Origin of the sequence: Acidaminococcus intestini DSM 21505, assembly GCF_000425045.1 — a bacterium.
GTDB lineage: Bacteria > Bacillota > Negativicutes > Acidaminococcales > Acidaminococcaceae > Acidaminococcus > Acidaminococcus intestini.
Genome location: NZ_AULA01000001.1, coordinates 17,612 through 42,688, shown reverse-complemented (window position 1 = coordinate 42,688; position 25,077 = coordinate 17,612). Strand labels below are relative to the sequence as shown.

Below are 25,077 nucleotides of genomic sequence, written 5' to 3'. Positions count from 1 at the left end.
GGAGGAACCCTATGGCCGATCGCTTTGTAAAAGGAACCCTGATCCTGACGGCAGCAGGACTTATGGTCAAAATCCTCGCTTCCGTAAACCGGATCTTTTTGTCCCGCCTGTTGGGCGGGGAAGGAATCGGACTCTATCAACTCGCTTATCCCTTATATAATCTTCTTGTGGGCATTGTCGCGGCAGGTATCCCTGCCGCCATGAGCTTGATCGTGGCCCGTTATGCGGCCCAAAAGGAGTGGGGAAGTGTGCGTCGCGTCGTCACGGTGTCTTTTCCTTTCCTGGTCTTTTTGGGTCTTGCCGTAAGCCTTGCCGCCTATGGCCTGATCCCCTGCCTATTTTCAGCGGGTCTCATCAAGGATGAACGGGCCTTCGTCCCCATGCTATTTTGCGTGCCTGCCCTGTTTTTGACCGTGCCCCTTGCAGGGTTGCGGGGCTATTTCCAGGGCTTTCAGGAAATGCGGCCTACGGCACTTTCCCAGATTTTGGAACAATTCTTCCGCGTCGCCTTTATGCTGGTCCTTTCGGTGTGGCTGCTCCCGAAGGGCCTTGCCATGGCGGCAGGCGGGGCTATTTTTGGAGCAGCTCCGGGGGCCCTGATTGGGCTGCTCTTCCTTCTTTTCTGCTACCGGCGCCAGCAGCATGCCTGGAAGCGGGAGGGCAGGGACTTGACCCTTAAGGAACCCATTTCGGTGCCTTTTATCCTCCGTGAACTGGTCAGCCTCGCGCTTCCTGTGACCCTTTCTACCCTGATGATTCCCCTTGTTGGTCTTGTGGAAATCATCCTCGTGCCGGACCGTCTTCTTGCAGCTGGCTTTACGGTGGCGGCTTCGACGACGGCTTTGGGCTATCTTACAGGAATGGCCATGCCTCTTGTCAATATGGGAACCATTCCGACCAATTCCCTTGCCTGGTCAACGGTGCCTGCCATTTCGGAAGCGCATGCCCTGGGCGACTGTGACGCTGTACGGAACAAGGCCCGTACGGCACTGCGCATCCTCATTCTTTTTACCTTTCCCGCGGCCGTGGGTATGTACCTGTTAGGGACGCCCGTTTCCCAGGTTCTTTATGGAATGAAAGCAGCAGGCCCCGTTGTTTCCGCTCTGGCCCCGTCCGTCTTTTTCCTGGGCCTGCATCAGGTGACTGCCGCCATCCTGCAGGGACTGGGACGGCCTAAGATCCCGATGGTGAACATGTTCCTTGGCCTTGCCGTCAAGGTTGGGGTTCTTTGGGTCCTTGCCGCACAGCCTCGTTGGAATGTTATCGGCGCCGCTTTGGCAACGGACCTCGGTCTTGCCCTTTCCGCCATGATGAATCTTGCGGCCGCCTACCGACTGGAAAGGATTGTCTTGCCCGTAAAGACGTTTCTGCGCGCTCTATTGGCGTCCCTTTTGATGGGCGGCGCCGTCCTTTGGGTAAATAGGACCCTACTGGTGAAGCTGGGTCTCGTAACGAGCACCTTGGGAGCCGTTGATGCCGGTGCCCTCTTTTACGGGCTCCTGCTTCTGGTTTTGAGAGAGGTTCCCTTCCACGTGCTTAAAAAGAAAAGGAGACACCATGGATAAGAAAAAAGAAGAGGGTGTCATGGACCTGACACCGCTTATGGATGTCGTACGGACGCTGCGCAGCCCTGGAGGCTGTCCTTGGGATCAGGCCCAGGATCATAAGAGTATGCGCCGGGAACTTGTGGAAGAAGTCTATGAGCTCCTTGAAGCCATCGATGATGGCGATGTAAAAGGCATCCGGGAAGAGTTGGGGGATGTCCTTTTTCAGGTGGTCTTCCATGCCCGTCTGGCAGAAGAAGTGGGGGCCTTTACGATGCAGGACGTCATTACGGATGTGTCCCGGAAACTCATCCACCGTCATCCCCATGTTTATGGTACGGTTACGGTCGGAAGCGCGGAGGAGCTTCTCAAGAATTGGGATGCCCTCAAAGCAGAAGAGAAAAAGGAACGCAAAAGTGCCCTTGATGGCATTGCCCGAGACCTGCCGAGCCTGATGCGGGCCTATAAGCTCAGTGAACGGTCTAGCCGCAGAGGATTTGACTGGCCCGATGCAGATTGCGCTTATGAGAAGGTCAAAGAGGAAGAAAACGAATTGAAAGAAGCTATTTTGTCCAAAAATAAGGACCATGTAGAAGAGGAATTGGGAGATCTGTTTTTTGCCCTCTCCGTCTATGCAAGGAAACTGGGACTTGAACCGGAGACAGCCCTTCACCGAGCCAATGTCAAATATGAAAAACGCTTTCGGAAAATGGAAGAAATTCTTTCCGAAAAAAATAAAAAATGGGAAAATTTATCCCTTGACGAGATGATTTTGCTTTGGAAGTCGGTAAAACGGGAAAAAATCTAGCTTTTTCCAAAAAAAAGCGTGCATTTTCATACTGTTTGTGATACCATAACGGTAGCCAAAGCGCCGAAAGGCGCAATCAGTATTGAGGAGGACTTACTTATGAACAAAAGTGAATTAATCTCTGAAGTTGCGTCCAAGACTGCTATGCCTAAAAAAGACGCAGAAAAGGCTGTAAACGCATTTATTGATACCGTTAAAGAAGCCATTGCTCAAAAAGACAAGGTTCAGCTGATTGGCTTCGGTACCTTCGAAGCTCGGGTACGCAAAGCTCGCAACGGCAAGAATCCTCGCACCGGCGAAACCATCAAAATCAAGAAGGCTACTGTTCCTGCTTTCAAGGCTGGCAAAGCTTTCAAAGACGCCGTCAACAAATAATTTTGCATGATTGCCCGATGCCGATTGGTATCGGGCTCGTTTTTGTATGGAATCGCGAGGGGAGACATCACCATGTCTGAAGGCAAACGGAAAAAGCTGAAAAGTGCCAAGGAATTGGCTCTTCGGGGGCTGGGACTGGTCATTATCCTGATTGCTGTCATTTCTCTGTACCAGCTTGGAAAACAAGCCTATGACCTTTACCTTGTCCGCAAGGAGACCGTCAAGAGCAGTGAAAAGATCAAGGCCATCGAAAAGGACAATGAACGTTTGGAAGAAGAACGCAGCAATCTCCATGATCCCAAATATGTAGAAAAGGTTGCCCGCGATGAACATAACATGGTGGGGAAAAATGAAGTTCCGCTCTTCATCGTGGATGAAAAGAAAAAATAGGGGGGCCCGCTTACGGATGGGGGCCTTCTTTTTTTGCTTCCTAACGGGAAGGAAGGCCTCAAGCATAGGAAGAAAGGGACTTGACGGAACTTTCCAAACAACGGTATAATGGTTAACGTAACACAACCCTAAAGGAGGATTTCTTTGACTTATGGCTTTGGAAAAAGGTGCAGTCGTTGACGGCATTGTTACCGGTATCACGAATTTTGGAGCGTTTGTGGAGCTCCCTGAAAACAAAGTAGGATTGATTCACATCTCTGAGGTCTCCAATGTCTTTGTCAAGGACGTGCATGACTTCCTGACGGTGAAACAGAAGGTGACGGTCAAGGTCGTCTCTATTGATGAAAAAGGTAAGATTGGTCTGTCCATGAAGGCCCTGATGCCCCCTGCGGAACAGAAAAATGAACATGGCGGGGAAGGCAGGAAGTTTGAAGGCCGTAAATTCGAAGGCCGCAAACCGGGTGAACATCATGGTGATAGAAAACCAGGAGAAAGACGTTTTAGCGGGGAACGCAAGTTCGAAGGCCGCCCAGGTGGTGCAGGTCGTCCGCAGGGACCGATGAGCTTCGAGGATAAGTTGTCCCGTTTCCTCAAGGAAAGTGATGATCGTCTCCTGGACTTAAAACGGAATACGGAATCCAAAAGGGGAGGCCGCGGCGCCCGTCGAGGTGACTGAACGGCGCTTCCTGGATAAAGACCCGAGATCCTTACTGCATGAAGCGGTTGCGGGTTTCAAGGGGCTGTTCTTATTTGACAGCCCCTTCTTTGGTTTTGAGGTGATGAAATGAGTGTGCTCGAAGAGAGCCTGATGAATATGGTTCGGACTTCTCGCCTATGGCAAGAAGGAGGAACCGTCATTGCCGCCTGCTCGGGCGGTGCCGATTCCCTGACGCTTACGGATATTATGGCAAAAGCCGCGGAAGAAGATGACGTGACGGTCCTTGTGGCCCATGTCCACCATCATCTGCGGGGCGAAGAAGCCGATGAAGATGCCCGTTTTGTTTCAGCTTTCTGCAAGGATAGGGACTTATCCTATACCCAATTTGATATCGATCCCCAGGCCCTCAAGGAAAAAGAGGGCCTCTCCTTGGAAGATGCAGCCCGGCGTCTGCGCTATGAGGCACTTGAAACCTACCGTAAAAAAGTAGGGGCCCAAGGAATTTTTGTAGCCCATCATGAAGATGATCAGGCCGAGACCATTCTCATGAATCTTGTCCGAGGGACGGGAACGCGGGGGCTTAGAGGCATGCTGCCTGTCAACGGATACATTGCCAGACCCTTTCTTGCTGCAACCCGGAAGGACATGGAAACGTACTGCAAGGAAGAAGGGCTTTCGTACCGAACGGATTCGACAAACGGTAATCCTGCCCTTTTGCGCAACTGGGTCCGCTTGGAGCTTTTGCCTCTTCTTGCAACTAAAAATCCCCGTATCAAGGCAGCCCTCGTGCAGGCGGCTGCTGTAGCCCAAAGTGATGAGGCTTATCTTGAAAAAATGGCTCAAAAATATCTGGACTCCTTTTCCCGCAACATCTTTGGAACCTACGATATCGATGTAGGACCGACCTTTGACAAGCTTGATCTGGCCATCAAAAGCCGCGTCATCCGTCTGGCGGTCAAAGGTGTCGGTGGAGAGGAACTGGGATTTGATCATGTGAAAAAGATCCTGCGGCTCATTGAAAAGGGGATCAGCGGAAAGAGCCTTGACGTACCCGGTCATGTACGGCTCATCTATATCAACGGTCGCCTGATGGCCGGACGCCATGAAACTGATCGGGCCGCTCAAAGGGAAAAGAAACTGGAGATAAAGGAGAAACAAAGACATGCATCCCAATATTGAAAAAGTCTTGATCGATGAAAAGACCCTCAAGACGCGCATTGCCGAAATGGCTGCAGAAATCAGCAAGGATTATGAAGGGGAAGAACTCCTCGTCATTGGCCTGTTAAAAGGGGCTTCCTATTTTATGATGGAACTGACGCAGCATTTGAGCGTTCCCACTCAGATTGATTTCCTGAAAGTTTCATCCTACGGGTCAGGGACGTCCACGTCGGGGAAGGTCGACATCCAGTTCGATACGTCCCGGAACCTTGCTGGAAAAAACGTCCTCATCGTTGATGATGTGGTCGATTCCGGACTGACCCTAAAAGCCGTCCGTGAACTTTTCAGAACCCGTAACTGCAAGAGTATTCGCCTTGCGGCCATGCTTGATAAAAAGGAACGGCGCCTTGTGAAAATGGTGCCTGATTATTACGGCTTTGTCATTCCCGATGAATTTGTTGTCGGCTTTGGCCTTGATTACAATGAAGATTACCGTACGCTTCCTTATGTTGGCATCCTGAAGCGTTCCGTCTATGAAAAATAAATAGATCCCAGAAGATCCCAGATCTTTTGGGAGAGGAGGATACCGTGACAAGATTCTTTAGAAACATTTTTTTCTACCTGCTCGTCTTTATCCTCGGCCTTTGGATCTATGATTACTACAATGCATCCAATGCTCCGAAGAACGATATGAGCTACAGCAATTTTATGAAGGAAGTCCAGCAGGATGATGTACAGAGCGTCACCATCGTCGATAATTCCGTTATCAAGGGGAGACTCAAGAATGGCTCCGAATTTACGACCGTTGCACCCCGCGATGACAAGATGGTTGACACGTTGCGCAGCCGCGATGTGGAAATCAAGGCCGAACTGCCGCCCCAGCCTTCTTTCTGGAGCAGCATCCTTACCAGTGTCCTGCCCATGATCGTCATTGTCGTCCTGTGGTTCTTCATGATGAACAATGCCCAGGGCGGCGGCAGCCGGGTCATGAGCTTTGGCAAGAGCAAGGCAAAGCTCTATGGCGACGGCAAGAGCCGCGTCCTCTTCCGGGATGTGGCCGGTGCTGACGAAGCCAAACAGGAACTGCGGGAAGTGGTGGAATTTCTCAAGGCCCCGCAGAAATATAACCAGCTCGGGGCCAAGATTCCCAAGGGTGTCCTCCTGTATGGGCCCCCTGGTACCGGTAAGACGCTCCTTGCAAAAGCTGTTGCCGGGGAAGCGGGCGTGCCTTTCTTTAGCATTTCTGGTTCTGATTTTGTTGAAATGTTTGTTGGGGTCGGGGCTTCCCGTGTTCGTGACCTCTTTGACCAAGCCAAGAAGAACGCACCCTGCATCGTCTTCATCGATGAAATCGATGCGGTCGGCCGTCAGCGCGGGGCTGGCCTTGGCGGCGGTCACGACGAGCGGGAACAGACCTTGAACCAGCTCCTTGTCGAGATGGATGGATTTGGTGCCAATGAAGGCATCATCATGATTGCCGCCACAAACCGTCCAGATATCCTTGATCCAGCTCTGCTCCGTCCGGGCCGTTTTGACCGTCAGATTGTTGTTGACCGTCCTGATATTCGGGGCCGTCTTGCCATCCTTAAGGTCCATGCCAAAGGCAAACCCATCGACAGCAATGTCGATATGGAAGTCTTGGCCCGCCGTACACCGGGCTTTACGGGCGCAGATCTTGCCAACCTCGTCAATGAAGGGGCCCTTCTTGCAGCCCGTCATAACCAGATGACCATCACCATGAGTGACCTGGAAGAAGCGGCGGAACGGGTCATGATGGGACCGGAACGACGCAGCCGCGTCATCAGCGACAATGAAAAACGCCTTACGGCCTATCATGAAGGAGGTCACACCTTGGTGGGTATGCTCCTAGATCACACGGATCCCGTCCACAAGGTTACGATCATTCCCCGTGGAAGAGCTGGCGGCTATACCCTGAGCCTTCCGAAAGAAGACCGTTATTATGCTACGCGCAGTGAGCTTTTGGATGAACTGAAGGTCCTTTTGGGCGGCCGCGTGGCGGAAGCCCTCGTCCTTCATGAGATTTCAAGCGGCGCTAGCAATGATTTGCAGCGCGCTACAGAACTGGCCCGCCAGATGACCTGTGAATATGGCATGAGTGAACGTCTGGGCGCTGTCACCTTTGGCCATCGCCAGCAACAAGTTTTCCTGGGCCGTGATATTGGTCATGAAAATATGTACAGCGAAAAGATTGCTGCCGAAATCGACGGTGAAATCCGCCGTTTCATTGATGAAGCCTATGAAGGGACAGTCAAGCTCCTGCAAGATAATATCGATAAACTTCACCTCATTGCTCAGGCGCTTATTGAGCGGGAAACCTTGGAAGAGCATGAAATCAAGGAACTTGTGGAATATGGCCGGATCCTTGAAAAAGGGGAAGTGGCGTCCTCAAAGGAGGGCTCCCCAATGGATCCTGTAAAGCTGGAAGGGGAGACACTGCCGGAAGGAAATCCTCCTTCTGCTCGTCAGGAAGGCCCCCTTCCCAAGGATGATTCCCAGCCCCTTGGTTGATAGACGGAAACAGGGGAAGAGGCGCCGCAGGCGCCTTTTCCTTTACGGGTCAGATAGAAAGGAAGATGATGCATGCGCAGTGAAATCTTGAACCTTCTGCGGGAAAAATCACCCCAGCCCGTATCGGGCCAGGACCTGGCCAATCACTTTGGCATTACAAGAACGGCGGTCTGGAAACATATCCAGAGCCTCAAGAAAATGGGCTATGGAATCGAGGCCTATACCAAAAAGGGCTATGTTCTCGTGAGCGTTCCGAATAAGCTCCTTCCCGAGGAAATTTCCCGCCATCTCCATACACGGTTTATCGGCCGAAACATGGCCTATGAAGACGTCATTCCCTCTACGAACGATCTCTTAAAGAAAATGGCTCTTCAGGGCGCTCCTGATGGGACGGTCTGCGTGGCTGAGGAACAGTCCGTAGGGAAAGGACGTCTGGCTCGGGGCTGGTTCAGTCCCTATGGAAAGGGACTTTGGTTCTCTCTGCTGCTAAAACCAACCTTCCTGCCTCAGGAAGCCCCCAAGATGACCCTTCTTGCTGCCGTTGCGGTGGTCCGCGCTGTGCGTGAATTGTGCGGCGTCAAGGCCGAAATCAAATGGCCGAATGACATTCTGCTTGAAGGACGCAAGCTTGTAGGCATCCTGACGGAAATGAGTGCTGAATTTGGTCACATCAACTATCTTGTCGTTGGCATCGGCATCAACGTCTGCGTTCCCCAAAGCATGGTCCCTGAAGCCCTTCGGGAGTCTGCCGTTTCCATCGATGATGTGGCAGAAAAACCAACGGATCGGGTGGCCCTCTTGGCTAAGGTCCTCGATCATCTGGAGACTTGCTATGAGACGGTCCTCAAGGAAGGCTTTGGCCCCATTCTCGATGAATGGCGCCGCTATTCCGTGACCTTGGGACGTATGGTGAAGGTCATCGCCCCGGACACGACCTATACAGGAAAAGCTGAGGACATCGATGAAGAAGGGGCCCTTTTGGTGCGCCGCGAAAATGGGCATGTGGAGCGGGTCCTAGCCGGTGATGTTTCCATTCGCCCCGCCCAAGGAAAGGGCAAGTATCAATAAGAGGTTAACAATGATAGGCAAAGCAAGTGCCGAAAGGCGCCGCTTTTGCCTATGTTTTTGCCAAGGCACTGAATCGCTTCTTGCAAAGTTCCTTATCTTTGGTATAATGTAGTCGTTTATGCGGCAGGCGGTACGGCGTGAAGGACCCCTGCTGCCATATGCACAATTCCATCAAAACCCGCAACTTTCCAAGGAGGAAACTCATCTCATGTTAATGGTAATGGATATTGGCAACACAAACATCGTCGTTGGCGTGCACGACGGAAAGGAATGGATTGCTCACTGGAGACTGTCCAGCAGCCGTTCTCGGACAAGCGATGAATTCGGCATTATCCTAGGCAGCATGTTCCAGGCTGGCGGTGTCGATATGAAGGCCGTCAAGGACATCATCGTTTCCACCGTTGTTCCGCCCCTTCTGGTGCCTCTCTGCAATATGTGCAAACGCTATTTCGGCATTACGCCCTTTGTTGTTACCAGTAACTGCAACACGGGCCTTAAGCTTGACTATGACCATCCCAATGAAATCGGTGCGGACCGTATCGTCAATGCGGTGGCTGCCCACCATATGTATGGCGATAAAGGCAACCTCATCATTATTGACTTTGGTACGGCAACGACGTTCTGTGCCCTCCGTCCTGATGGGGAATATCTGGGTGGTGCCATTGCTCCGGGCATTGGCATTTCAACGGAAGCCCTTTTCCAAAAAGCGGCCAAGCTGCCCCGCATTGAACTGATCAAACCGAAAATGGCCATTTGCCATGATACGATCCATGCCATGCGCAGCGGTGTCATCTTTGGTTTTGTTGGCCAAATGGACGGCATCATTACGCGTATGAAAAAAGAATTGGGCGGGCAGGCCTTTGTCGTTGTCACGGGCGGCTTTGGCAAGCTCATGGCTTCCGAATCGGAACTTGTCGACGTCGTCGAACCGTTCCTGACCTTGGAAGGACTCCTGATCCTTCACAAGATGAACCGCAAACAATAGAGCAAGTTCTGGCGGCGTTTTTCCATAAGCGGAAACGCCGCTTCTTTTATCCATGGAGGAAGGTATGTTTTCTTTCAAAATGCCCCCTTTCCCCGTCGTCCTGGCGCCCATGGCAGGAGTGACGGATCTGCCCTTTCGCGTCATCTGCCGGGAAAATGGGGCGGACTATACGGTATCTGAGATGGTGAGTGCCAAGGCCCTTTTATATAAGAATCAAAAGACCTTTGCCATGCTCACTATCGATCCCAAGGAGCATCCGACGGCGATTCAGCTTTTTGGTTCCGTTCCGTCGGAACTTGCCGCCGCAGGAAAGATTGTTGAATCACGCGGCGCCGATATGATTGATGTCAATATGGGCTGCCCCGTCCATAAGATTGTTTCAAATGGCGAAGGGTCCGCTCTCATGAAGGACCCGGACAAGGTCTATGCCATTCTCGCCGCCCTTGTGGACGCCGTTTCGATCCCCGTAACGGTTAAGTTCCGGGCCGGTTGGGATGAGGCCCATAAAAATGCCGCTGTGATTGCCCAAATGGCAGAAAAGGCCGGCGTCAGCGCTGTTTGTGTCCACGGCAGGACGCGGGCCCAGTTCTACCAAGGAAAGGCAGATTGGGACATCATCCGCGCCGTCAAGGAAAGTGTCGGGATTCCCGTCCTTGGCAACGGTGATATCTTCCACGCCGAAGATGCTCTGCGCATGAAGGAAGAAACGGGCTGCGACGGTGTCATGATTGCTCGTGGCGCCGAAGGCAATCCCTGGATCTTCCGGGACGTGAAGGCCCTTTTGCATGGAAAAGCGATTTCTCCTGTTTCCGTTCAGGAACGCTTTGCCATGATTCGCCGCCACCTCCACGACCTCATTCTTTTTAAAGGCGAGCGCGTCGGCGTCCGGGAAATGCGGCACCACGGTGCCATGTACCTAACAGGGCTGCCGCACAGCGCCTATTACCGCAATACCATCAATCAGGCCCAGACCGAGGAGGCACTGCTTGCCGTCCTTGGGGAATATGAAGAAAAGCTCCTGCAGGCATGACCTGGCAGGACTTTTTCTTTTCCTTTTAGTTAGTCATGACAAATTTCTAGCAAAAAAGTAGTCTTTCCCATTGACAAATAGGGACCTGTCGAGTAAGATAAGGATGAAAACAATACCATGGTAGGGTATAGTAGATGAGAATCAAAGGAGGAATCCTCAATGAAACAATTCAAGGTCGAGGGCATGACCTGTGCTTCCTGTCAGGCCCACGTAGAAAAGGCCGTCGCCGGCGTGCCCGGCGTTACAAGTGTGTCTGTCTCCCTTTTAACAAACAGCATGGGCGTCGAAGGGGACGCGACGAATGAAGCCATCATCAAGGCTGTAGAAGATGCAGGGTATGGTGCGTCTCCCAAAGGGACGGACGGTACGAGCGCAAAGCCTGCTTCTGATGACGCCTTAAAGGATACGGAAACGCCTAAACTGAAGCGGCGTCTCGTCTATTCCATTGGTTTTCTGCTCGTCCTCATGTATCTGACCATGGGGCACAATATGCTCCATTTTCCGCTGCCAGCCTTCCTTGATGGGAACCTTTACGGCATGGGCATTACGCAGCTGCTCCTTGCTCTCATCGTTATGTTCATCAACCGCGCCTTTTTCATCAGCGGTTTCAAGAGCATGAAGCATCTGGCCCCCAACATGGATACCCTTGTTGCCTTGGGCTCGGGTGTATCTTTCCTGTGGAGCCTCTATGTCCTGTATGATATCACGTACCTTGGCACGCATGGTGCGGCGCAGCAGGAACTCATGATGCGTTATATGCAGGACCTTTACTTCGAATCGGCCGCCATGATTCCTGCCCTCATTACGGTGGGAAAGACCTTGGAATCCATTTCCAAGGGCCGCACGACGGACGCTCTCAAGGGCCTCATGAAGATGGCGCCTAAGACAGCCACCTTGCTTATTGATGGCAAGGAAACGACCGTTCCCATCGAGACAGTGAAGATTGGCGATGTTTTTGTTGTTCGTCCGGGGGAAAACATCCCCGTTGATGGGGATGTCATCAAAGGGACCAGTGCTGTCAACGAAGCGGCCCTGACGGGGGAAAGCCTGCCCGTTGACAAAAAGCCCGGTGATAAGGTGCAGACGGCCACAACAAACCAATCGGGCTACCTGGAATGCCGTGCCACTCGCGTCGGTGAGGACACGACCCTGTCCCAGATCATCAAGCTTGTGAGCGACGCGTCGGCGACGAAGGCACCTATAGCCCGTATTGCCGATACAGTTTCCATGTACTTTGTCCCGACCATCATTGCCCTTGCCGTGATTGCCACCGCAGGCTGGCTCTTTGTCGGAGCTTCCTTTGGAGAGGCGATTGCCCGCGGCATCGCCATTCTCGTGGTGGCCTGTCCTTGTGCCCTGGGTCTTGCAACGCCGGTTGCCATCATGGTGGGAAATGGTGTCGGCGCCAAAAATGGCATCCTCTTTAAAACCAGTGAATCCCTTGAAATCGCGGGGAAAGTGAGCATTGTGGCCCTTGATAAGACGGGAACCATTACCAAGGGACAGCCGAAAGTCACAGACCTTGTTCCCGCTGCAGGCGTAACGGAAAGGACCCTCCTCCAGCTTGCCTATGACCTGGAACAAAAATCCGAACATCCCCTTGCCAAAGCCGTTGTGGAAGAAGCCCTTTCCCGGAAGCTTGCCGCAGAAGCCGTCGATGACTTTTCCATCCTCCCCGGCAATGGCCTGACGGCAAAAAAAGGAGACTCTGTCCTTCTTGGCGGCAGTCTTAGCTATATAAAAGGAAGTGCCCGTCTGGATCCATCTTTGGAAAGGCAGGCTGAAGCGCTGGCCGAAAAAGGCCGGACACCGCTTCTTTTTGCCCTTGATGGGACTGTTATCGGTATGATTGCTGTCGCTGACGTCATCAAGGAAGATTCTCCCAAGGCCATCAAGGAACTGCAGAAAATGGGCCTTACCGTAGTCATGCTAACAGGGGACAATGAAAAGACGGCAGAAAGCATTGGCCGCGAAGCCGGTGTGGACCGTGTCATTGCCGGTGTGCTGCCCGATGGAAAGGAAACGGTCATCCGTGAGCTCCAGAAATATGGCAGGGTTGCCATGGTGGGTGACGGCATCAACGACGCGCCGGCCCTTACCCGTGCTGATATTGGTATTGCCATCGGTGCCGGTGCCGATGTCGCCATTGATTCGGCCGATATCGTGCTCATGAACAGCAAACTGACCGACGTTTCCGCCGCCGTGCGTCTTAGCCGCAGTACCGTCAGGAACATCCACGAAAATCTTTTCTGGGCCTTCTTCTACAATGTCATCTGCATTCCTCTTGCCGCGGGTCTCATCCCCGGCATTAAGATGAACCCCATGGTGGGCGCCGCTGCTATGAGCCTGTCGAGCTTTACGGTCTGCATGAATGCCTTGCGTCTGAACCTTACGAAGATCCATGATGCTTCGGGAGATAAGGCAAAGTACCATGTAGAAGTGGGGCCTGTCTCCGTTCAAAAAGCCGCTTCCCAGAAGAAAAAAGCGGCGGAACAAGTGCCGAGCGCTGCCCTGAAAGAAGATCTTGTCGTGACAGGGATGACCTGCAGTCACTGTGAGGCTCATGTGAAAAAGGCTCTTGAAGCCCTGCCCGGCGTAGTAAGTGCTGTGGCGGACCATACGCAAAATAAGGTCCATATTGTACTTTCGGCGCCCCTTGACGAAAAAGCCGCCGAAGCAGCTGTAATAAAGGCCGGTTATCGCTATGGAGGAATCATGAGTGCAGGAGAGGAAAAAGAGACCCTTCATGTAACGGGCATGATGTGTGCCCACTGTGAAGGCCGGGTGAAAAAAGCCCTCGAAAGCCTGCCTTCTGTAGTAAGTGCCATGCCTTCCCATGAAACGGGTGAAGTTCAAGTTGTCCTTTCTGCTCCGCTTGACCATGAGGCTGCAAGGGCCGTCATCGAAAAAGCCGGATATGAACTGAAATAACGGATAGCTCGTAAGGAGCCGCCTCGTGCGGCTCTTTTTTTTCATCATTTCTTCATAAAAATGGTTGACGGAACGAAAAAGACATGCTATAGTATGCAAGGTTAGTTATAACTAACTATGCAGCTAGTAAAACGAGAGGAAACAAGGAGACTCTTATCGGCTTATATTAGTATAAACTAACTATGCCTTTTTGGTGTTCCCTATAAAGAGGGAACGAGCGCGACCTGCAACGCTTTTACAGATGATGGAAGATGGAGCAGGTAAGAACAATCATTCCAGGATGGAGGAGCCTTTGATGCAGAACCAGTATAAAATGAACCGGATACTCACCCTTGGCGTCTTATTTTCCTTGCTTTTTGGTACGTATCGTACGGCTTGTGCAAGTCAGTCCCTGCCGACCTATGACCTAGGAGAAACAGTTGTTACGGCGACCAAGACCAAACTTGAAGAAAAGAAAGTGCCTATGTCGACGGAAGTCATCACCCAGGAAGAAATGAAAGAAAAAGGGGCTTATAATGTCCGCGATGCGTTAAAGCTCGTAAACGGGCTTGACGTGCAGGAAGCCGCCATGGTCGGCAACAATGTTTCCCTGCGCGGCATGGGTACGAATGCCACCCTGATCCTTGTGGATGGGCGGCGCCTGGCAAGTGAGGATTCAGGGCAAACCATGAATGTCTATGAGCTGAACCGCATGAACATCCACTCCGTTGACCGCATTGAGATTGTCCGCGGCTCTGGCTCCGCTCTTTATGGGAGTGACGCCATGGGCGGCGTCATCAACATCATCACGAAGAAAAACCAGAAAGCCGGCGGTTATGTCGGAACGGACTTGGGCGGCCGGGAACAATCCGTTTATGGCGGCGTTTCCACGGGCAACGTGGGTAAGTTCAATATGAATGTGGACTTTAACGTGCGCGATGTACGCAAAATCGATACGGACGGCAGCACCAACATGTATGGTCCGCGCCGGTATCTCAATTTCAACAGCACCTATCGTTTTGACGACCATTCCGGGATTGAAGCAGGGGTTTCCTTCCTGAAGGAACAGTATCGCACCTTTACGTCGGGGACGCCTGATTCGACGACTTGGTACGACAATAACCGTCAGGACTATCATGTGAAATACTTTGGCTTTGATGATAAAAACGACTATGAATTCCAGGTCTACTATGACCGGCTGGGTAAGGAATCCCGCACGTCGCGGGGCGGCAATTGGACGGGCTTTGACCATGCCAAGTATGAAACGACCGTGACGGAAGCAAAGAACACCTATCGTCCCAATGAGGACCATGCCATCACCTTTGGCGGCGAATACCGCCATCAGAAAGTTGGGGGAACGCGTCTTGGCACCATTGAAGGTCACAACCGGGTAGAAAACTATTTGGGGCTTTCCAGTATCTACTCCGAACAGAGCATGGATTCCTATGCCGCCTACCTCCAGGATGAATGGCAGCTGACGGAGAAGCTCTTCTTCGTTCCTTCCGTACGCTGGGATCATTTCGACAGCTTCGGCGCCCAACTTTCCCCGCGGGCCGGCCTAACTTATGAATTTAGTGATGCGGCACGGGTCAAACTGAACTATGGTCTCGGCTACCGCGCACCGACCATCTTCGAACTTTATTCCCGCATGGAACACAATTTCGGCCGCTTCTCCTATCAGGTCTGGGGGAATGATGCACTGGAACCGGAAAAATCCCGCACCTTTGATATTGGCATCGAAGCGGAAAAAGGCAAGAGCAGCGGGAAACTCTCTTACTTCCACAACAAGATTGATAACCTCATCGATACCCAGCTCATCGGGCGCTTTGGGTCGACCACGCGCTACCAATACGTCAACGTGAACAAGATGGAAATGAATGGAATTGAAGGCGAATACAATTACCGTTTTGATGATCACTGGAGCGCCAGAGCAACCTATACCTACCTCGATGCGAAAAACAGTGAAACCAATACCCGCCTGACGGGCCGGGCCCGCAACAATGGCATTGTCGAACTGACCTATCTGTCGGGTAAGGAAAAACCCTGGAGTGCCACCCTCTACAATACGTGGTATCGGGATTATCTAAGCGGTGAAGGAAAGAACTATACCTACAGTACAACAAACTTTGTCGTTACCAAGGATCTTAATCGGAACACGCACCTTTATGCAGGTGTGGACAACATCTTTGACAAGCAGTTCCCTGATACGGATGCTTATTCCATCAATGGACGCACGTGGCGGGCCGGCGTGGAATTCACCTTCTAACAAGACCAAAGGACTGGGACTTTTCCCGGTCCTTTTCCTGTTTCTCATCGCGGTGAATGTTGACGAGCGTTGAATGACTATGCTATACTAGCCTAAGTTAGTTACAACTAATTTAAAATCAAGGTAGAATTTGATAATTATAGAGCTAATTCATTTTATAGTTAGGAGAAACTAATTAATGAAACGAATCATAACCCTCATTTGCTGCCTCTGTACCTTTCTTTTTGCTGGCTGCTCCTTAAAGGAATCCGTTTCCGAATCCTCAAGCGGAAGAGCCCCCTTCGTCCTTTCCTATCCGGAAAGCCTGCAGAAACAAGGCTTTCCAGATGCCTTGTGCCTTGAAAAGAGGCCCAAACGGGTTGTGACGCTGACCAATTCTCCTGTCCTTGCCCTTTATGAACTGGGCGTAAACCAAGTTGGTGTCCCTGATACAAAGATCCTGGCTTGGCCCCAGGCAATCAAGGAAAAGGCCACGCTTTTCCAAACCGGTATGCGTTCCCAGATTGACCTAGAGTCTGTCATCGCCCTTTCACCAGATCTTGTCATTGTTGGCGTCCATGCTAAAGATACGTATGGAAAGCAGCTCGAAGCAGAAAAGATCCCTGTCTATTATGTCGATGCCGGGCCGACCGTCACCTATGAAGATGTGAAGGCCATGACCCTTATCCTGGCCAATGCTTTTGACGATGGTTCAGGCAAGAAGGACGCCATCCGGAATCGCTTTGAAAAAGCAGAAGAAATGATGAAGGAAGCCCGCAGTCGCTATGACGGGAAAAAGGTCCTCATCCTCCAAGGGGCACCGCCTCGCTTTTACGTGCAGAACGAAGCCGGCACGGTGGGCTCCATGTTCTCCCTATTGGGCTTTAAGAATGTCGTCGGTAAGGGCGCCGGTCCCATGGTTCCGCTGAAGGAAGAAGAAGCCTTGAGCTATGATCCTGATCTCATTGTATTTGTGAGCGCCATGGGCGGCGGAGACGAGACAAAAGTCCTCATGGAAAAAGAATTTGCGGCCCGACCCTTTTATTGGAACGAATTCCGTGCTGTCAAAAACGGTCAGCTGGTCTATTTACCACGCCGCTTTGCTGTTTCTGGCGGCCTTGAAGAAGTGGAACAGATCAAAGACCTTGTGAGCCTGCTGGATGCAGTTCCGGGAGCGGGCAAATGAAGAAACGGACTGGTTTCGTATTTTTGGCGCTTCTCATCACACTTGGCATTCTTGCCGTTCTTGCCTTGGGAATTGGCAGCACCTATATTCCGCCTGGACAAATCCTCGAAGGCTTCTTTAAAGAAAATCGCATGGCCCGCGTCATTGTTGTTGGGCTTCGCCTGCCTCGTGTCCTTCTGGCCATCATGATTGGCATGGCCCTCTCCCTTGCTGGGGCCCTGCTTCAGGCTGTTATGAGAAACCCTTTGGCCGATCCAGGCATCATCGGGGTCTCTGCAGGGGCAGCAGCGGCTGCAACGTCGGTCATGCTCCTTTTCCCCCGTTGGCTTTCTCTTGTGCCGCTTGTAGCTTTTGTGGGCGCCCTTTTTGCCTGCGTCTTGATCTACCTTATGGCCTGGCGCCGCGGCATCGACCCAGTGCGCATTGTTCTTTCCGGCGTTGCCGTGAATACCGTTCTTGGTGCCTATACGTCTTTTCTGCAGCTCCTGAATTCCGATAATCTTGCAAACGTTCTGGGTTTTTTGAATGGGAGCCTTTCGGGACGCAGTTGGGGGCACGTGGAAACGGTGGCCATTTACGTGAGCATTGGCACCGTCCTTGCCTTTTTTGCCATACGCGGGGCTAACCTCCTGCAGCTTGGTGATGACGTGGCGCGAAGCCTTGGCGTCGATGTGAACAAGACCCGCATCCTGCTTTCCGCCTTAGGCGCCTTTTTGGCGGCGGCTACGGTTGCTGTCGCCGGTATGATTGGTTTTGTTGGCCTTGTCGTGCCTCATATGGCCCGCATGCTTGTCGGCCCGAACTATAAGGACCTTGTGCCAGTGGCGGCCGTCATGGGAAGCGTGACCTTGCTTTTGGCTGACACGGTGGGGCGCATGCTCGTGCCGGGCATGGAGATCCCTGTCGGGGTCATCATGGCCATGACAGGGGGACCCTTTTTCCTATACATGCTTCGGAGGAAACGTTTCTAATGTTTGCTATCAGTGGAACCAAACTTGATATTGGGTATGAAGAGCGCCTTATTCTCAAGGACTTTGACATGACCGTAAGGAAGGGGGAAATCACAACTTTCGTTGGTCCTAATGGATCAGGCAAATCCACCCTTTTAAAGACCTTGACTCGCCTCATTTCTCCCCAAAAGGGCCGCATCACCTGCTGCGGCAAGAATCTTGATGAGATTCCAAACAGCGAATTTGCCCAGATGGTGGGCGTCCTGCCCCAGCACCATATCGCACCGCCAGGCTTTGTCGTAAAGGATCTCGTGAGTTTTGGCCGCGTGCCTTATCAGGCGTGGCACCAAACGATTACGGAAGAAGACGAGAAGGCCATCTGCCGCGCTATGGAAGCAACGGGCGTTTGGGACCTTCGGGATAAACCTCTTGTGAGCTGCTCCGGTGGGGAAGCCCAGCGCGTCTGGATTGCCATGGTCCTTGCCCAGGAACCGGATCTGCTTTTTTTGGATGAACCAACGACTTTCCTTGATATTTCCTACCAGCTTGAAATCCTGCGCCTTGTAAAGGAACTTAACAGGACCCTTGGCATGGGCGTCGTCATGGTTCTTCACGACCTGTCTCAGGCCATGAATGTCAGCGATCGCATCGTCGTGCTGAAGGATAGGAAAAAATACGCGGAAGGACCGCCCCAAAAAGTCATTACGGAAAAAATGATGAAGGACGTCTATGAAGTGGATTGCCGCCTTGTTCCCATCAAAGGAAAAGCCTGTCCCGTCCTCGTCTACGAAGATCTGCTGTAAGGAGTCTATCGTGATTGTCTATTTTATTCGCTCTCTTACGGCATATAAGGGCTGGTTTTTCTTCCTTGTCATTATTTCCGCTTTGGGCGGTCTTTTGGAACTTGTCTTTCCTCTGGGGGTTCGGGACCTTCTTGAAGAAGGGGTGTTCCTGCAAAGCTGGCCTGTTCTTTTTCGAAAGATTGGCTTTCTTGCCCTTGTGGAAGGGGCGGTCTTTCTCTTTTCCCTCCTTGGTTCCTATTATGGGGGAAAGCTCAGCGCCCGTGTGGAAAATGACCTGCGTATGACCCTCTTCCGACATCTGACGCACTTATCTTTTGCCTTTTTTGATTACAGCCGGACGGGAAAACTTATGGCAACCCTCATGGGAGACATCAGTGAAGCCGGTGACCTTGTAAGCCGCATTCCCGGCGATTTTGCCGTGAGCCTTGTGACGGCCGTAGGGACGATCATCCTTCTCTTATATCTCAATCGCCCCTTGGGCCTTGTCGTCATTGTCCTCATGGCCTTTAAGGTCGTCCATACCATCGTCATTAGCGGAAAGCTCCGGAACCAATATGGACGGAACCGAAGGGAATTTGGACACCTGTCCGCCTTGGGCGAAGAAAACCTGAGCGGTATCCGCATGATCCGCGCTTACAGTGCTGAGCATCATATCATCGAGGCTTTCCAAAAGGTGGCCGATGCCTACCTAAGGGCCCGGGAACAAACCTTTTTTCTTGGTGCTTATTTTGGTTCCAGCATCAGCCTCTTTACGCACCTCATCCAGTTTGCCATCCTCCTCATGGGCGTTTTTGAAATCCGCCGTGGTGCTATGACCATTGCCGACCTTGTGGCTTATTTCCTTTATGTGGGCGTGTTTATCAAGCCTGCCATGAAGCTCGTCTTTTTTGTTGAAGCGTATCAAAAGAGCATGGCTGGCTTCCGCCGCTTTTATGAGCTCATCAGGGTGGAAGAAGAAAGCGGCAAGAATCTCCCGCCCCTTGAAGCCCCGCATGGCACCATCGAGTTCCGCCATGTTTCCTTCCACTATAAAGGACTGCCCGATGTACTCCATGACTTGTCCTTTACGATCCGGAAAGGGGAGACCATCGCTTTTGTCGGTGAAACGGGCAGCGGAAAAACGACCCTCTTAAGTCTTCTCCTGCGCTTTTATGACCCTACCAAAGGGCATATCTATCTTGACGGCAAGGATGTGGCGGATTATTCCCGTGACAGCATTCGCAAGGCCATAGCCTTTGTCTCCCAGGATGTCTTCCTTTTTTCCGGAACCATTGCGGAAAATATTGCCTATGGGAACCTTTTTGCTGGTATGGAGGCCGTTCAAAAAGCGGCCGAAAGGGCCCATGCCGCATCCTTTATTGGGCGCTTTCCCCAAAGCTATGACACGGCTGTGGGGCAGCGGGGCGTCCGCCTTTCCGGCGGGCAGCGGCAGCGCATTGCCCTTGCCCGGGCGTTTCTTCGCGCGTCGCCCATCCTCATTCTTGACGAAGCAACGAGCGCTCTTGACAACGTGACAGAAGCCCAGGTCCAACGGGCCATGGAGAGTCTTCAGCGCGGGCGTACCACCCTCATTGTGGCTCATCGCCTGAGCACGATCCGCCATGCAGACCGGATCTTTGTCATGAAACGCGGGCGCATTGCGGAAGAAGGTACACTGGAGAACCTAATCGAGAAAAAAGGACTTTTTTGGAAACTTTGGACAAAGGAACAGAACCAGCCGCAGCCAAAGCGGCGGAACCGTTCCCGTCAGCATCTTGGAAAGAAGGGATGAAACGATGCAGCCATTTGCATCCGGTTTAAGTTATTTTGTTCGCGGAGGCTGGGTCATGTACCCGCTCCTTGTCTGTTCCATTGCAGCCGTAACCGTTGGCATCAACCGCTATCTGTTCTTTAAGAAAAAAGACAGCGGAAAGGTTTTTACGGAAAAATTTTGTACCCTCGTTGAAAATAACGACTGGGAAGGGGCCAAGAAGCTTGCCGATAGTACGGAAGGAGAAATCGCAAAACTTGCTACCATCGTCATGGATAAGCATGAAAATTACGAGTACCTGGAAAACTTCATTTCTTACCGGGCAGAACGTGCCATGGATAAATTTGAGAAGAACTTGGCTTTGCTCAATATCATCATCACTTTGGCCCCTGTCCTAGGCCTTTTGGGAACGGTCACGGGCATGATGGGGTCCTTTTCCAAACTTGTTGAACGCGGTCAAGATCCCATGGCCGTAACGGCAGGTCTTGCTGAGGCCCTCATTACGACGGTCTTTGGCCTTGTCATTTCCATCATTGCTGTCTGCATTCTCGGTTATTTCGAACGGCGCATGAAGAGCATTACGCTGAGCATCGAAGAAATGAGCAACACCCTTTTGGAGGCTGTACGCAAGAAATGTGAATGTCCCTGCGTGCTGCGAAAAGAGGAGAGGTCCCTATGATCCGTCTGAAAAAAAGAAAGAACCTTTCTGTGGGCATCATGATCAGCCCCATGATTGATATGAGTTTTCTCCTCCTCGTCTTTTTTATCGTCAGTACTATGAACATGAACGAAGTGAAGACCCTCCCTGTGAAGCTGCCCCAAGCTTCCCAGGTCGAAGTCGATACAAAGAGCCTTTACCATGTGACGGTCCTGCCCGATGGCAGACTTTTCCTTGAAGATAAGCCCCTTACGAAGGAAGCCTTTCTCCTGTGGGGGCGCAAGGCCGTAATCAAGGACCGCAATGTGTCCGTTGTGGTCTACGGGGACGGAAAAACGAATTACCAAAAGATCCTTGATGTGCTCGACCTCTTGAAAGAAGCGGGCATTACCCGTGTTGGCATGGCGGCAGAAAGGAGATAAGCATGGTGCTTTATGCAAAGGACCGAAGCCTCATGGCGTCAATCCTGATTCACCTTTTTTGTTTTGGCATTTTTAGCGTCCTTTCCTATCAAGGCCTCATGACTCATGTAAAAGGAAAAGGTCCCATCTACATGGTAGGCCTAAGCGGTGGGAGAAAGGGCGGGGCGCCTCCAGCGGCTGCCCCTTTTCGCACGAAGAACCTTCCGCCCCTGCCGGCAAGAAGTGATGACATGGTGACAGAAAAAAGTACCGCCCTTCCTTCTGCAAAGATCCTGCAGCCGTCCATTTCCAAGGATGCTTCTGCTTCTTTTGATGTATCCAATGACAGAGCGGAAAGCGGCGAAGGTTCGGAGAAGGGTTCCGGTGCAGGAACGGGTATGGAAGAAGGCACGGGTGACGGCGCAGGCGAAGCGGGCGGTTCTGGTTCCGGTGGACCTTCCTTTGATACGGACGCCATCCAGCCCGATGTATCACCGACGCTTCTTTCCGGAAGCGCCCCCAACTATCCCGAGGCCATGCGCAGCCGCGGCATCGAAGGACGCGTCACTGTCCAGATGGTGGTCGGAAAAGATGGCGCTGTCGAAGCGGCATCGGTCATCCAAAGTTCCGGCTATGGCGTTATGGATAAGGCGGCCCTGTCGGCAGCCTACACTTATGCCTTTGCCCCGGCTTATAAGGAAGGCTATGCCGTCCGCTGTTATGCCTCGAAGACCTTTGTCTTTGCCCTACACTAAGGAGAACCCTATGAAAAGAAAATGGATGATGGTCCTTGGCTTTCTGCCGCTCCTTATGGGGATTCCCCCAAGTCACCACCTCGACGCTGCGCCTGGTCTTTACCTTTCCAAGGCGGGCATGGCCCTGCCGGCTGGCACGGTGGCCCAGGAAGCTGCCCAAAGCGGGATCATATTTTTTGGCGAAGAACATACAAATGCCCTTTCCCACAAACGGGAATTTGAACTTTTGACGGAACTTTACCGCCTTGTTCCGGATCGCTTGGTCCTATCGTTGGAAATGTTTGAAAAGGACGTGCAGGCGTCTCTTGATGCCTACCTTGCCGGTCGTATGACGGAAATGGAGTTCCTGAAAGTCAGCCGGCCGTGGCCCAACTATGAGCGGGATTACAGGCATCTTGTGGAATTTGCCAAAAAGAAGGGGCTTCCCGTCCTTGCGGCCAATGTGCCGCGCCGCGTCGCTTCCCATGTGGTCCAACATGGCAGTGCAACCGGCCTGGTTCTGGAAGACGCCCAGTACCTGCCCAAAGACCTTGAACCGTTAACGGGGGAATACCGGGAAAAGTTCCGCCGTGTTATGAAGCAAAACGCGGGCGTTATGCCCCTTGGCACGACAAGAAAGGAGGCTTTTTACAAAGCCCAGTGCATCAAGGATGCCGTGATGGCCGAAGCGCTCATGACTTACCTTGACGCCTATCCTGATGCTGTTATGTTCCATGTGACAGGCTCCTTCCATATGGAAGACGGCCTAGGAACGGCAGCCTATGTCAGGAAGCACCGGCCCGGGGTGCGTCTTTACCTTGTGTCGCCGCAGCACGAAGGGCAGCCCAAGGATAAAACAAGCACACTTCATGAAGTGTATTATGATTTGAAATGATACATACTTGAGGAGAAAGGATTTTTGAATTATAGATATGGGAAAAAACAAACAGAACCAGGTTTATGCAGGCGTTCTCCTGGCCCTTTTCATGGGCATTACAACGAATGCCTTTGCAGGCGGGGAGCCCCTTTCCACGTACGACCTTGGGGAAACGGTCGTTACAGCGACAAAAACTAAGCTTGAGTGCCCATGACGACATCGGTCATCAAGGAAGAAGACATCAAAAAGGGCGGTGCTTACAATGTGCGTGACGTGCTAAAGCCCCTTACCAGGCTCAATGTCATGGAAGCGGGCATGACCGGAAACCAGGTCTCCATTCGCGGCATGGGAACCTCGTCCACCCTCATCCTTATTGACGGCAGACGCCTTGCCGGAGAGGATTCGGGAAGTACCATGAATGTGTATGAGCTCAATCGCATGAGCCTTGATGAGGTGGAGTGCATCGAAGTCATGCGCGGCGCTGGATCCGGCCTTTACGGCAGCAATGCTATGGGCGGCGTCATCAATATCATCATCAAAAAGAACAAAAAAGCCGGCGGTTATGTCGGCACTTGGTTGGGCGGTCGGGAACAAGCTTTGTACGGCGGTGTGTTGACGGGCAAGGTGGGGAAATTGAACCTTGACGTCAATTACAATCTTACAGAAGTAAGAAAATCGGACCGGGACGGCGACTCCAACATGTATGGACCGCGGCGCTATGTCGATTTCAAGGGCCGCTGCCAGTTTGATGAAACGCGGGGCCTTTCTTTTGGGGCGTCCTATATGAAGGAACAGTATGGGAGCTTTTCCGAAGGTGATCCTACGGCGATGAGCGCGTCCGCCCGCGATGATATGACGGAATGGTATGATAACAATCGCCAAAGTTATTTCGTCAAATACGACGGCTATCACAGCAAAAATGATTATGAGTTCCAGAACGACTACAACCGCTTGGGCAAGGAATCCCGAAAAAAGACGCCCGGCGTCTGGCGGGACTTTGACCACAGCAAGTACGAAACATACGTTGTTGAAGCAAAGAATACCTATCATGTCGATGAGCATCATACCGTGACCTATGGCGGTGAGTACCGCAAACAAAAGGCCGGCGGCACGCGCCTTGGCACAGGTGCCGGGAAGCGGACAGAAGAAACCTATCTAGGCATGACCAAGCCATATGGCTCGGCCGATGTGAAAAGCTATGCCTTCTACGTACAGGACGAATGGAACCTGACGGATATACTGTTCTTTGTCCCGTCCCTTCGCTATGACCATCACGACAGCTTTGGCGGGGAACTTTCTCCGCGGACGGGCCTTACCTATGCCATGAGCAAAAACAGCCGGATCAAGACAAACTATGGCGCCGGCTACCGGTCTCCGTCCATCTTTGAGCTGTACTCCCATATGGACCGCAACATGGGCCGCATGCAGGTCCAGGTTTGGGGCAATGAACATCTTGACCCGGAAAAACCAGGACCTTCGATATCGGGTTTGAGGCAGAAAAAGATAAGGCGGGGGCGAAGGTCACCTATTTCCACAACAAGATCGATGACCTTATCTCCTCGCAGTACCAGGGCCGCTTCGGACGGACTGTCCGCTACCAGTACATCAATATTGACAAGGACGCCATGAAGGGATTTGAAAGTGAAGTGACCTACCGCTTCGATGATCATTGGCATGCCAAGCTTTCCATGACCTATCTGGATGCTAAAAATGAGCTCACCCAAGCGCCTTACAGGCAATGCCCGCATGAACGGTCTCGCCGAACTTTTCTATACGACGGGCAAGGATAATCCTTGGACCATGACACGTTATAACCAGTGGTACAGGATTATCTCAACGGCGATGGGAAAAATTACACCTACAGCACGACGAACTTCGTCGTCACCAAGGACCTTGGCAAGAACACCCACCTTTATGCCGGTGTGGACAACATTTTTGATAAACACTTCTCCAATGATGACAACTTCTCCATCTGCGGCCGTATCTGGAGAGCGGGCGTAGAATTGACCTTCTGATGA

The 25,077-nt window shown here is 52.1% G+C and carries 23 protein-coding genes and 1 pseudogene; all 24 read left to right on the top strand.

Annotated elements, in window-relative coordinates; translation table 11 throughout:
- The first annotated feature begins 11 nt into the window (after positions 1-11).
- Entirely contained in the window at positions 12-1,565 is a 1,554-nt protein-coding gene (locus tag H503_RS0100190; protein ID WP_026385361.1) for a putative polysaccharide biosynthesis protein, read from the top strand.
- On the top strand, positions 1,558-2,352 hold the full coding sequence (gene mazG, locus H503_RS0100185; RefSeq protein WP_009016051.1) for a nucleoside triphosphate pyrophosphohydrolase: 795 nt from the start codon (positions 1,558-1,560) through the stop codon (positions 2,350-2,352). Before H503_RS0100190 ends, mazG begins: the two co-directional genes overlap by 8 nt.
- 99 nt (positions 2,353-2,451) lie before the next feature.
- Positions 2,452-2,727, top strand: coding sequence for an HU family DNA-binding protein (locus H503_RS0100180; RefSeq protein WP_009016050.1), 276 nt, complete (start codon positions 2,452-2,454; stop codon positions 2,725-2,727).
- A gap of 72 nt (positions 2,728-2,799) precedes the next feature.
- Positions 2,800-3,117, top strand: a complete 318-nt coding sequence (locus tag H503_RS0100175; protein ID WP_014128301.1) for an FtsB family cell division protein — start codon at positions 2,800-2,802, stop codon at positions 3,115-3,117.
- Between the two features lie 151 nt (positions 3,118-3,268).
- Complete coding sequence (locus H503_RS0100170) at positions 3,269-3,793, top strand: S1 RNA-binding domain-containing protein (RefSeq protein ID WP_014128302.1); 525 nt, start codon at positions 3,269-3,271, stop codon at positions 3,791-3,793.
- Between the two features lie 108 nt (positions 3,794-3,901).
- A complete protein-coding gene (gene tilS, locus H503_RS0100160; RefSeq protein ID WP_009016047.1) occupies positions 3,902-4,954 on the top strand; it encodes a tRNA lysidine(34) synthetase TilS in 1,053 nt (350 codons plus the stop codon).
- Positions 4,938-5,477, top strand: coding sequence for a hypoxanthine phosphoribosyltransferase (gene hpt / locus H503_RS0100155; protein WP_014128304.1), 540 nt, complete (start codon positions 4,938-4,940; stop codon positions 5,475-5,477). Before tilS ends, hpt begins: the two co-directional genes overlap by 17 nt.
- 44 nt (positions 5,478-5,521) lie before the next feature.
- Positions 5,522-7,462, top strand: a complete 1,941-nt coding sequence (gene ftsH / locus H503_RS0100150; protein ID WP_009016046.1) for an ATP-dependent zinc metalloprotease FtsH — start codon at positions 5,522-5,524, stop codon at positions 7,460-7,462.
- A gap of 72 nt (positions 7,463-7,534) precedes the next feature.
- Entirely contained in the window at positions 7,535-8,530 is a 996-nt protein-coding gene (locus H503_RS0100145) for a biotin--[acetyl-CoA-carboxylase] ligase (RefSeq protein WP_009016045.1), read from the top strand.
- A 208-nt stretch (positions 8,531-8,738) separates the two neighbouring features.
- Positions 8,739-9,515, top strand: a complete 777-nt coding sequence (locus H503_RS0100140; RefSeq protein WP_009016044.1) for a type III pantothenate kinase — start codon at positions 8,739-8,741, stop codon at positions 9,513-9,515.
- Positions 9,516-9,579: 64 nt separating this feature from the next.
- A complete protein-coding gene (gene dusB / locus H503_RS0100135) occupies positions 9,580-10,545 on the top strand; it encodes a tRNA dihydrouridine synthase DusB (protein WP_009016043.1) in 966 nt (321 codons plus the stop codon).
- A 159-nt stretch (positions 10,546-10,704) separates the two neighbouring features.
- The gene (locus H503_RS0100130; RefSeq protein ID WP_026385360.1) at positions 10,705-13,476 is read left to right on the top strand and encodes a heavy metal translocating P-type ATPase; all 2,772 of its coding nucleotides are present in this window, start codon (positions 10,705-10,707) and stop codon (positions 13,474-13,476) included.
- A 295-nt stretch (positions 13,477-13,771) separates the two neighbouring features.
- Positions 13,772-15,721, top strand: coding sequence for a TonB-dependent receptor plug domain-containing protein (locus tag H503_RS0100125; RefSeq protein ID WP_026385359.1), 1,950 nt, complete (start codon positions 13,772-13,774; stop codon positions 15,719-15,721).
- Positions 15,722-15,899: 178 nt separating this feature from the next.
- Positions 15,900-16,886: an ABC transporter substrate-binding protein gene (locus H503_RS0100120; protein ID WP_009016347.1), complete on the top strand. Its 987-nt coding sequence runs from the start codon at positions 15,900-15,902 to the stop codon at positions 16,884-16,886.
- Positions 16,883-17,857 (top strand): FecCD family ABC transporter permease, encoded by a 975-nt coding sequence (locus H503_RS0100115; RefSeq protein ID WP_009016348.1) that lies wholly within the window; start codon positions 16,883-16,885, stop codon positions 17,855-17,857. Before H503_RS0100120 ends, H503_RS0100115 begins: the two co-directional genes overlap by 4 nt.
- Positions 17,857-18,639: an ABC transporter ATP-binding protein gene (locus H503_RS0100110; RefSeq protein ID WP_009016349.1), complete on the top strand. Its 783-nt coding sequence runs from the start codon at positions 17,857-17,859 to the stop codon at positions 18,637-18,639. Before H503_RS0100115 ends, H503_RS0100110 begins: the two co-directional genes overlap by 1 nt.
- Before the next feature lie 10 nt (positions 18,640-18,649).
- Positions 18,650-20,410 (top strand): ABC transporter ATP-binding protein, encoded by a 1,761-nt coding sequence (locus H503_RS11700; RefSeq protein ID WP_009016350.1) that lies wholly within the window; start codon positions 18,650-18,652, stop codon positions 20,408-20,410.
- Positions 20,411-20,414: 4 nt separating this feature from the next.
- Complete coding sequence (locus tag H503_RS0100100) at positions 20,415-21,068, top strand: MotA/TolQ/ExbB proton channel family protein (RefSeq protein ID WP_009016351.1); 654 nt, start codon at positions 20,415-20,417, stop codon at positions 21,066-21,068.
- Complete coding sequence (locus H503_RS0100095) at positions 21,065-21,469, top strand: ExbD/TolR family protein (RefSeq protein WP_009016352.1); 405 nt, start codon at positions 21,065-21,067, stop codon at positions 21,467-21,469. Before H503_RS0100100 ends, H503_RS0100095 begins: the two co-directional genes overlap by 4 nt.
- Before the next feature lie 2 nt (positions 21,470-21,471).
- Positions 21,472-22,203 (top strand): energy transducer TonB, encoded by a 732-nt coding sequence (locus H503_RS0100090; protein ID WP_014128314.1) that lies wholly within the window; start codon positions 21,472-21,474, stop codon positions 22,201-22,203.
- A gap of 10 nt (positions 22,204-22,213) precedes the next feature.
- Positions 22,214-23,077, top strand: a complete 864-nt coding sequence (locus H503_RS0100085; protein ID WP_009016390.1) for a ChaN family lipoprotein — start codon at positions 22,214-22,216, stop codon at positions 23,075-23,077.
- 37 nt (positions 23,078-23,114) lie between these two features.
- Positions 23,115-23,273, top strand: a complete 159-nt coding sequence (locus H503_RS12630; RefSeq protein WP_014128315.1) for a hypothetical protein — start codon at positions 23,115-23,117, stop codon at positions 23,271-23,273.
- A pseudogene (locus H503_RS0100075) lies at positions 23,270-24,849 on the top strand (TonB-dependent receptor plug domain-containing protein). Before H503_RS12630 ends, H503_RS0100075 begins: the two are co-directional and overlap by 4 nt.
- 27 nt (positions 24,850-24,876) lie before the next feature.
- Positions 24,877-25,074, top strand: coding sequence for a TonB-dependent receptor (locus H503_RS12620; protein ID WP_009016392.1), 198 nt, complete (start codon positions 24,877-24,879; stop codon positions 25,072-25,074).
- The last annotated feature ends 3 nt before the right edge of the window (positions 25,075-25,077 follow it).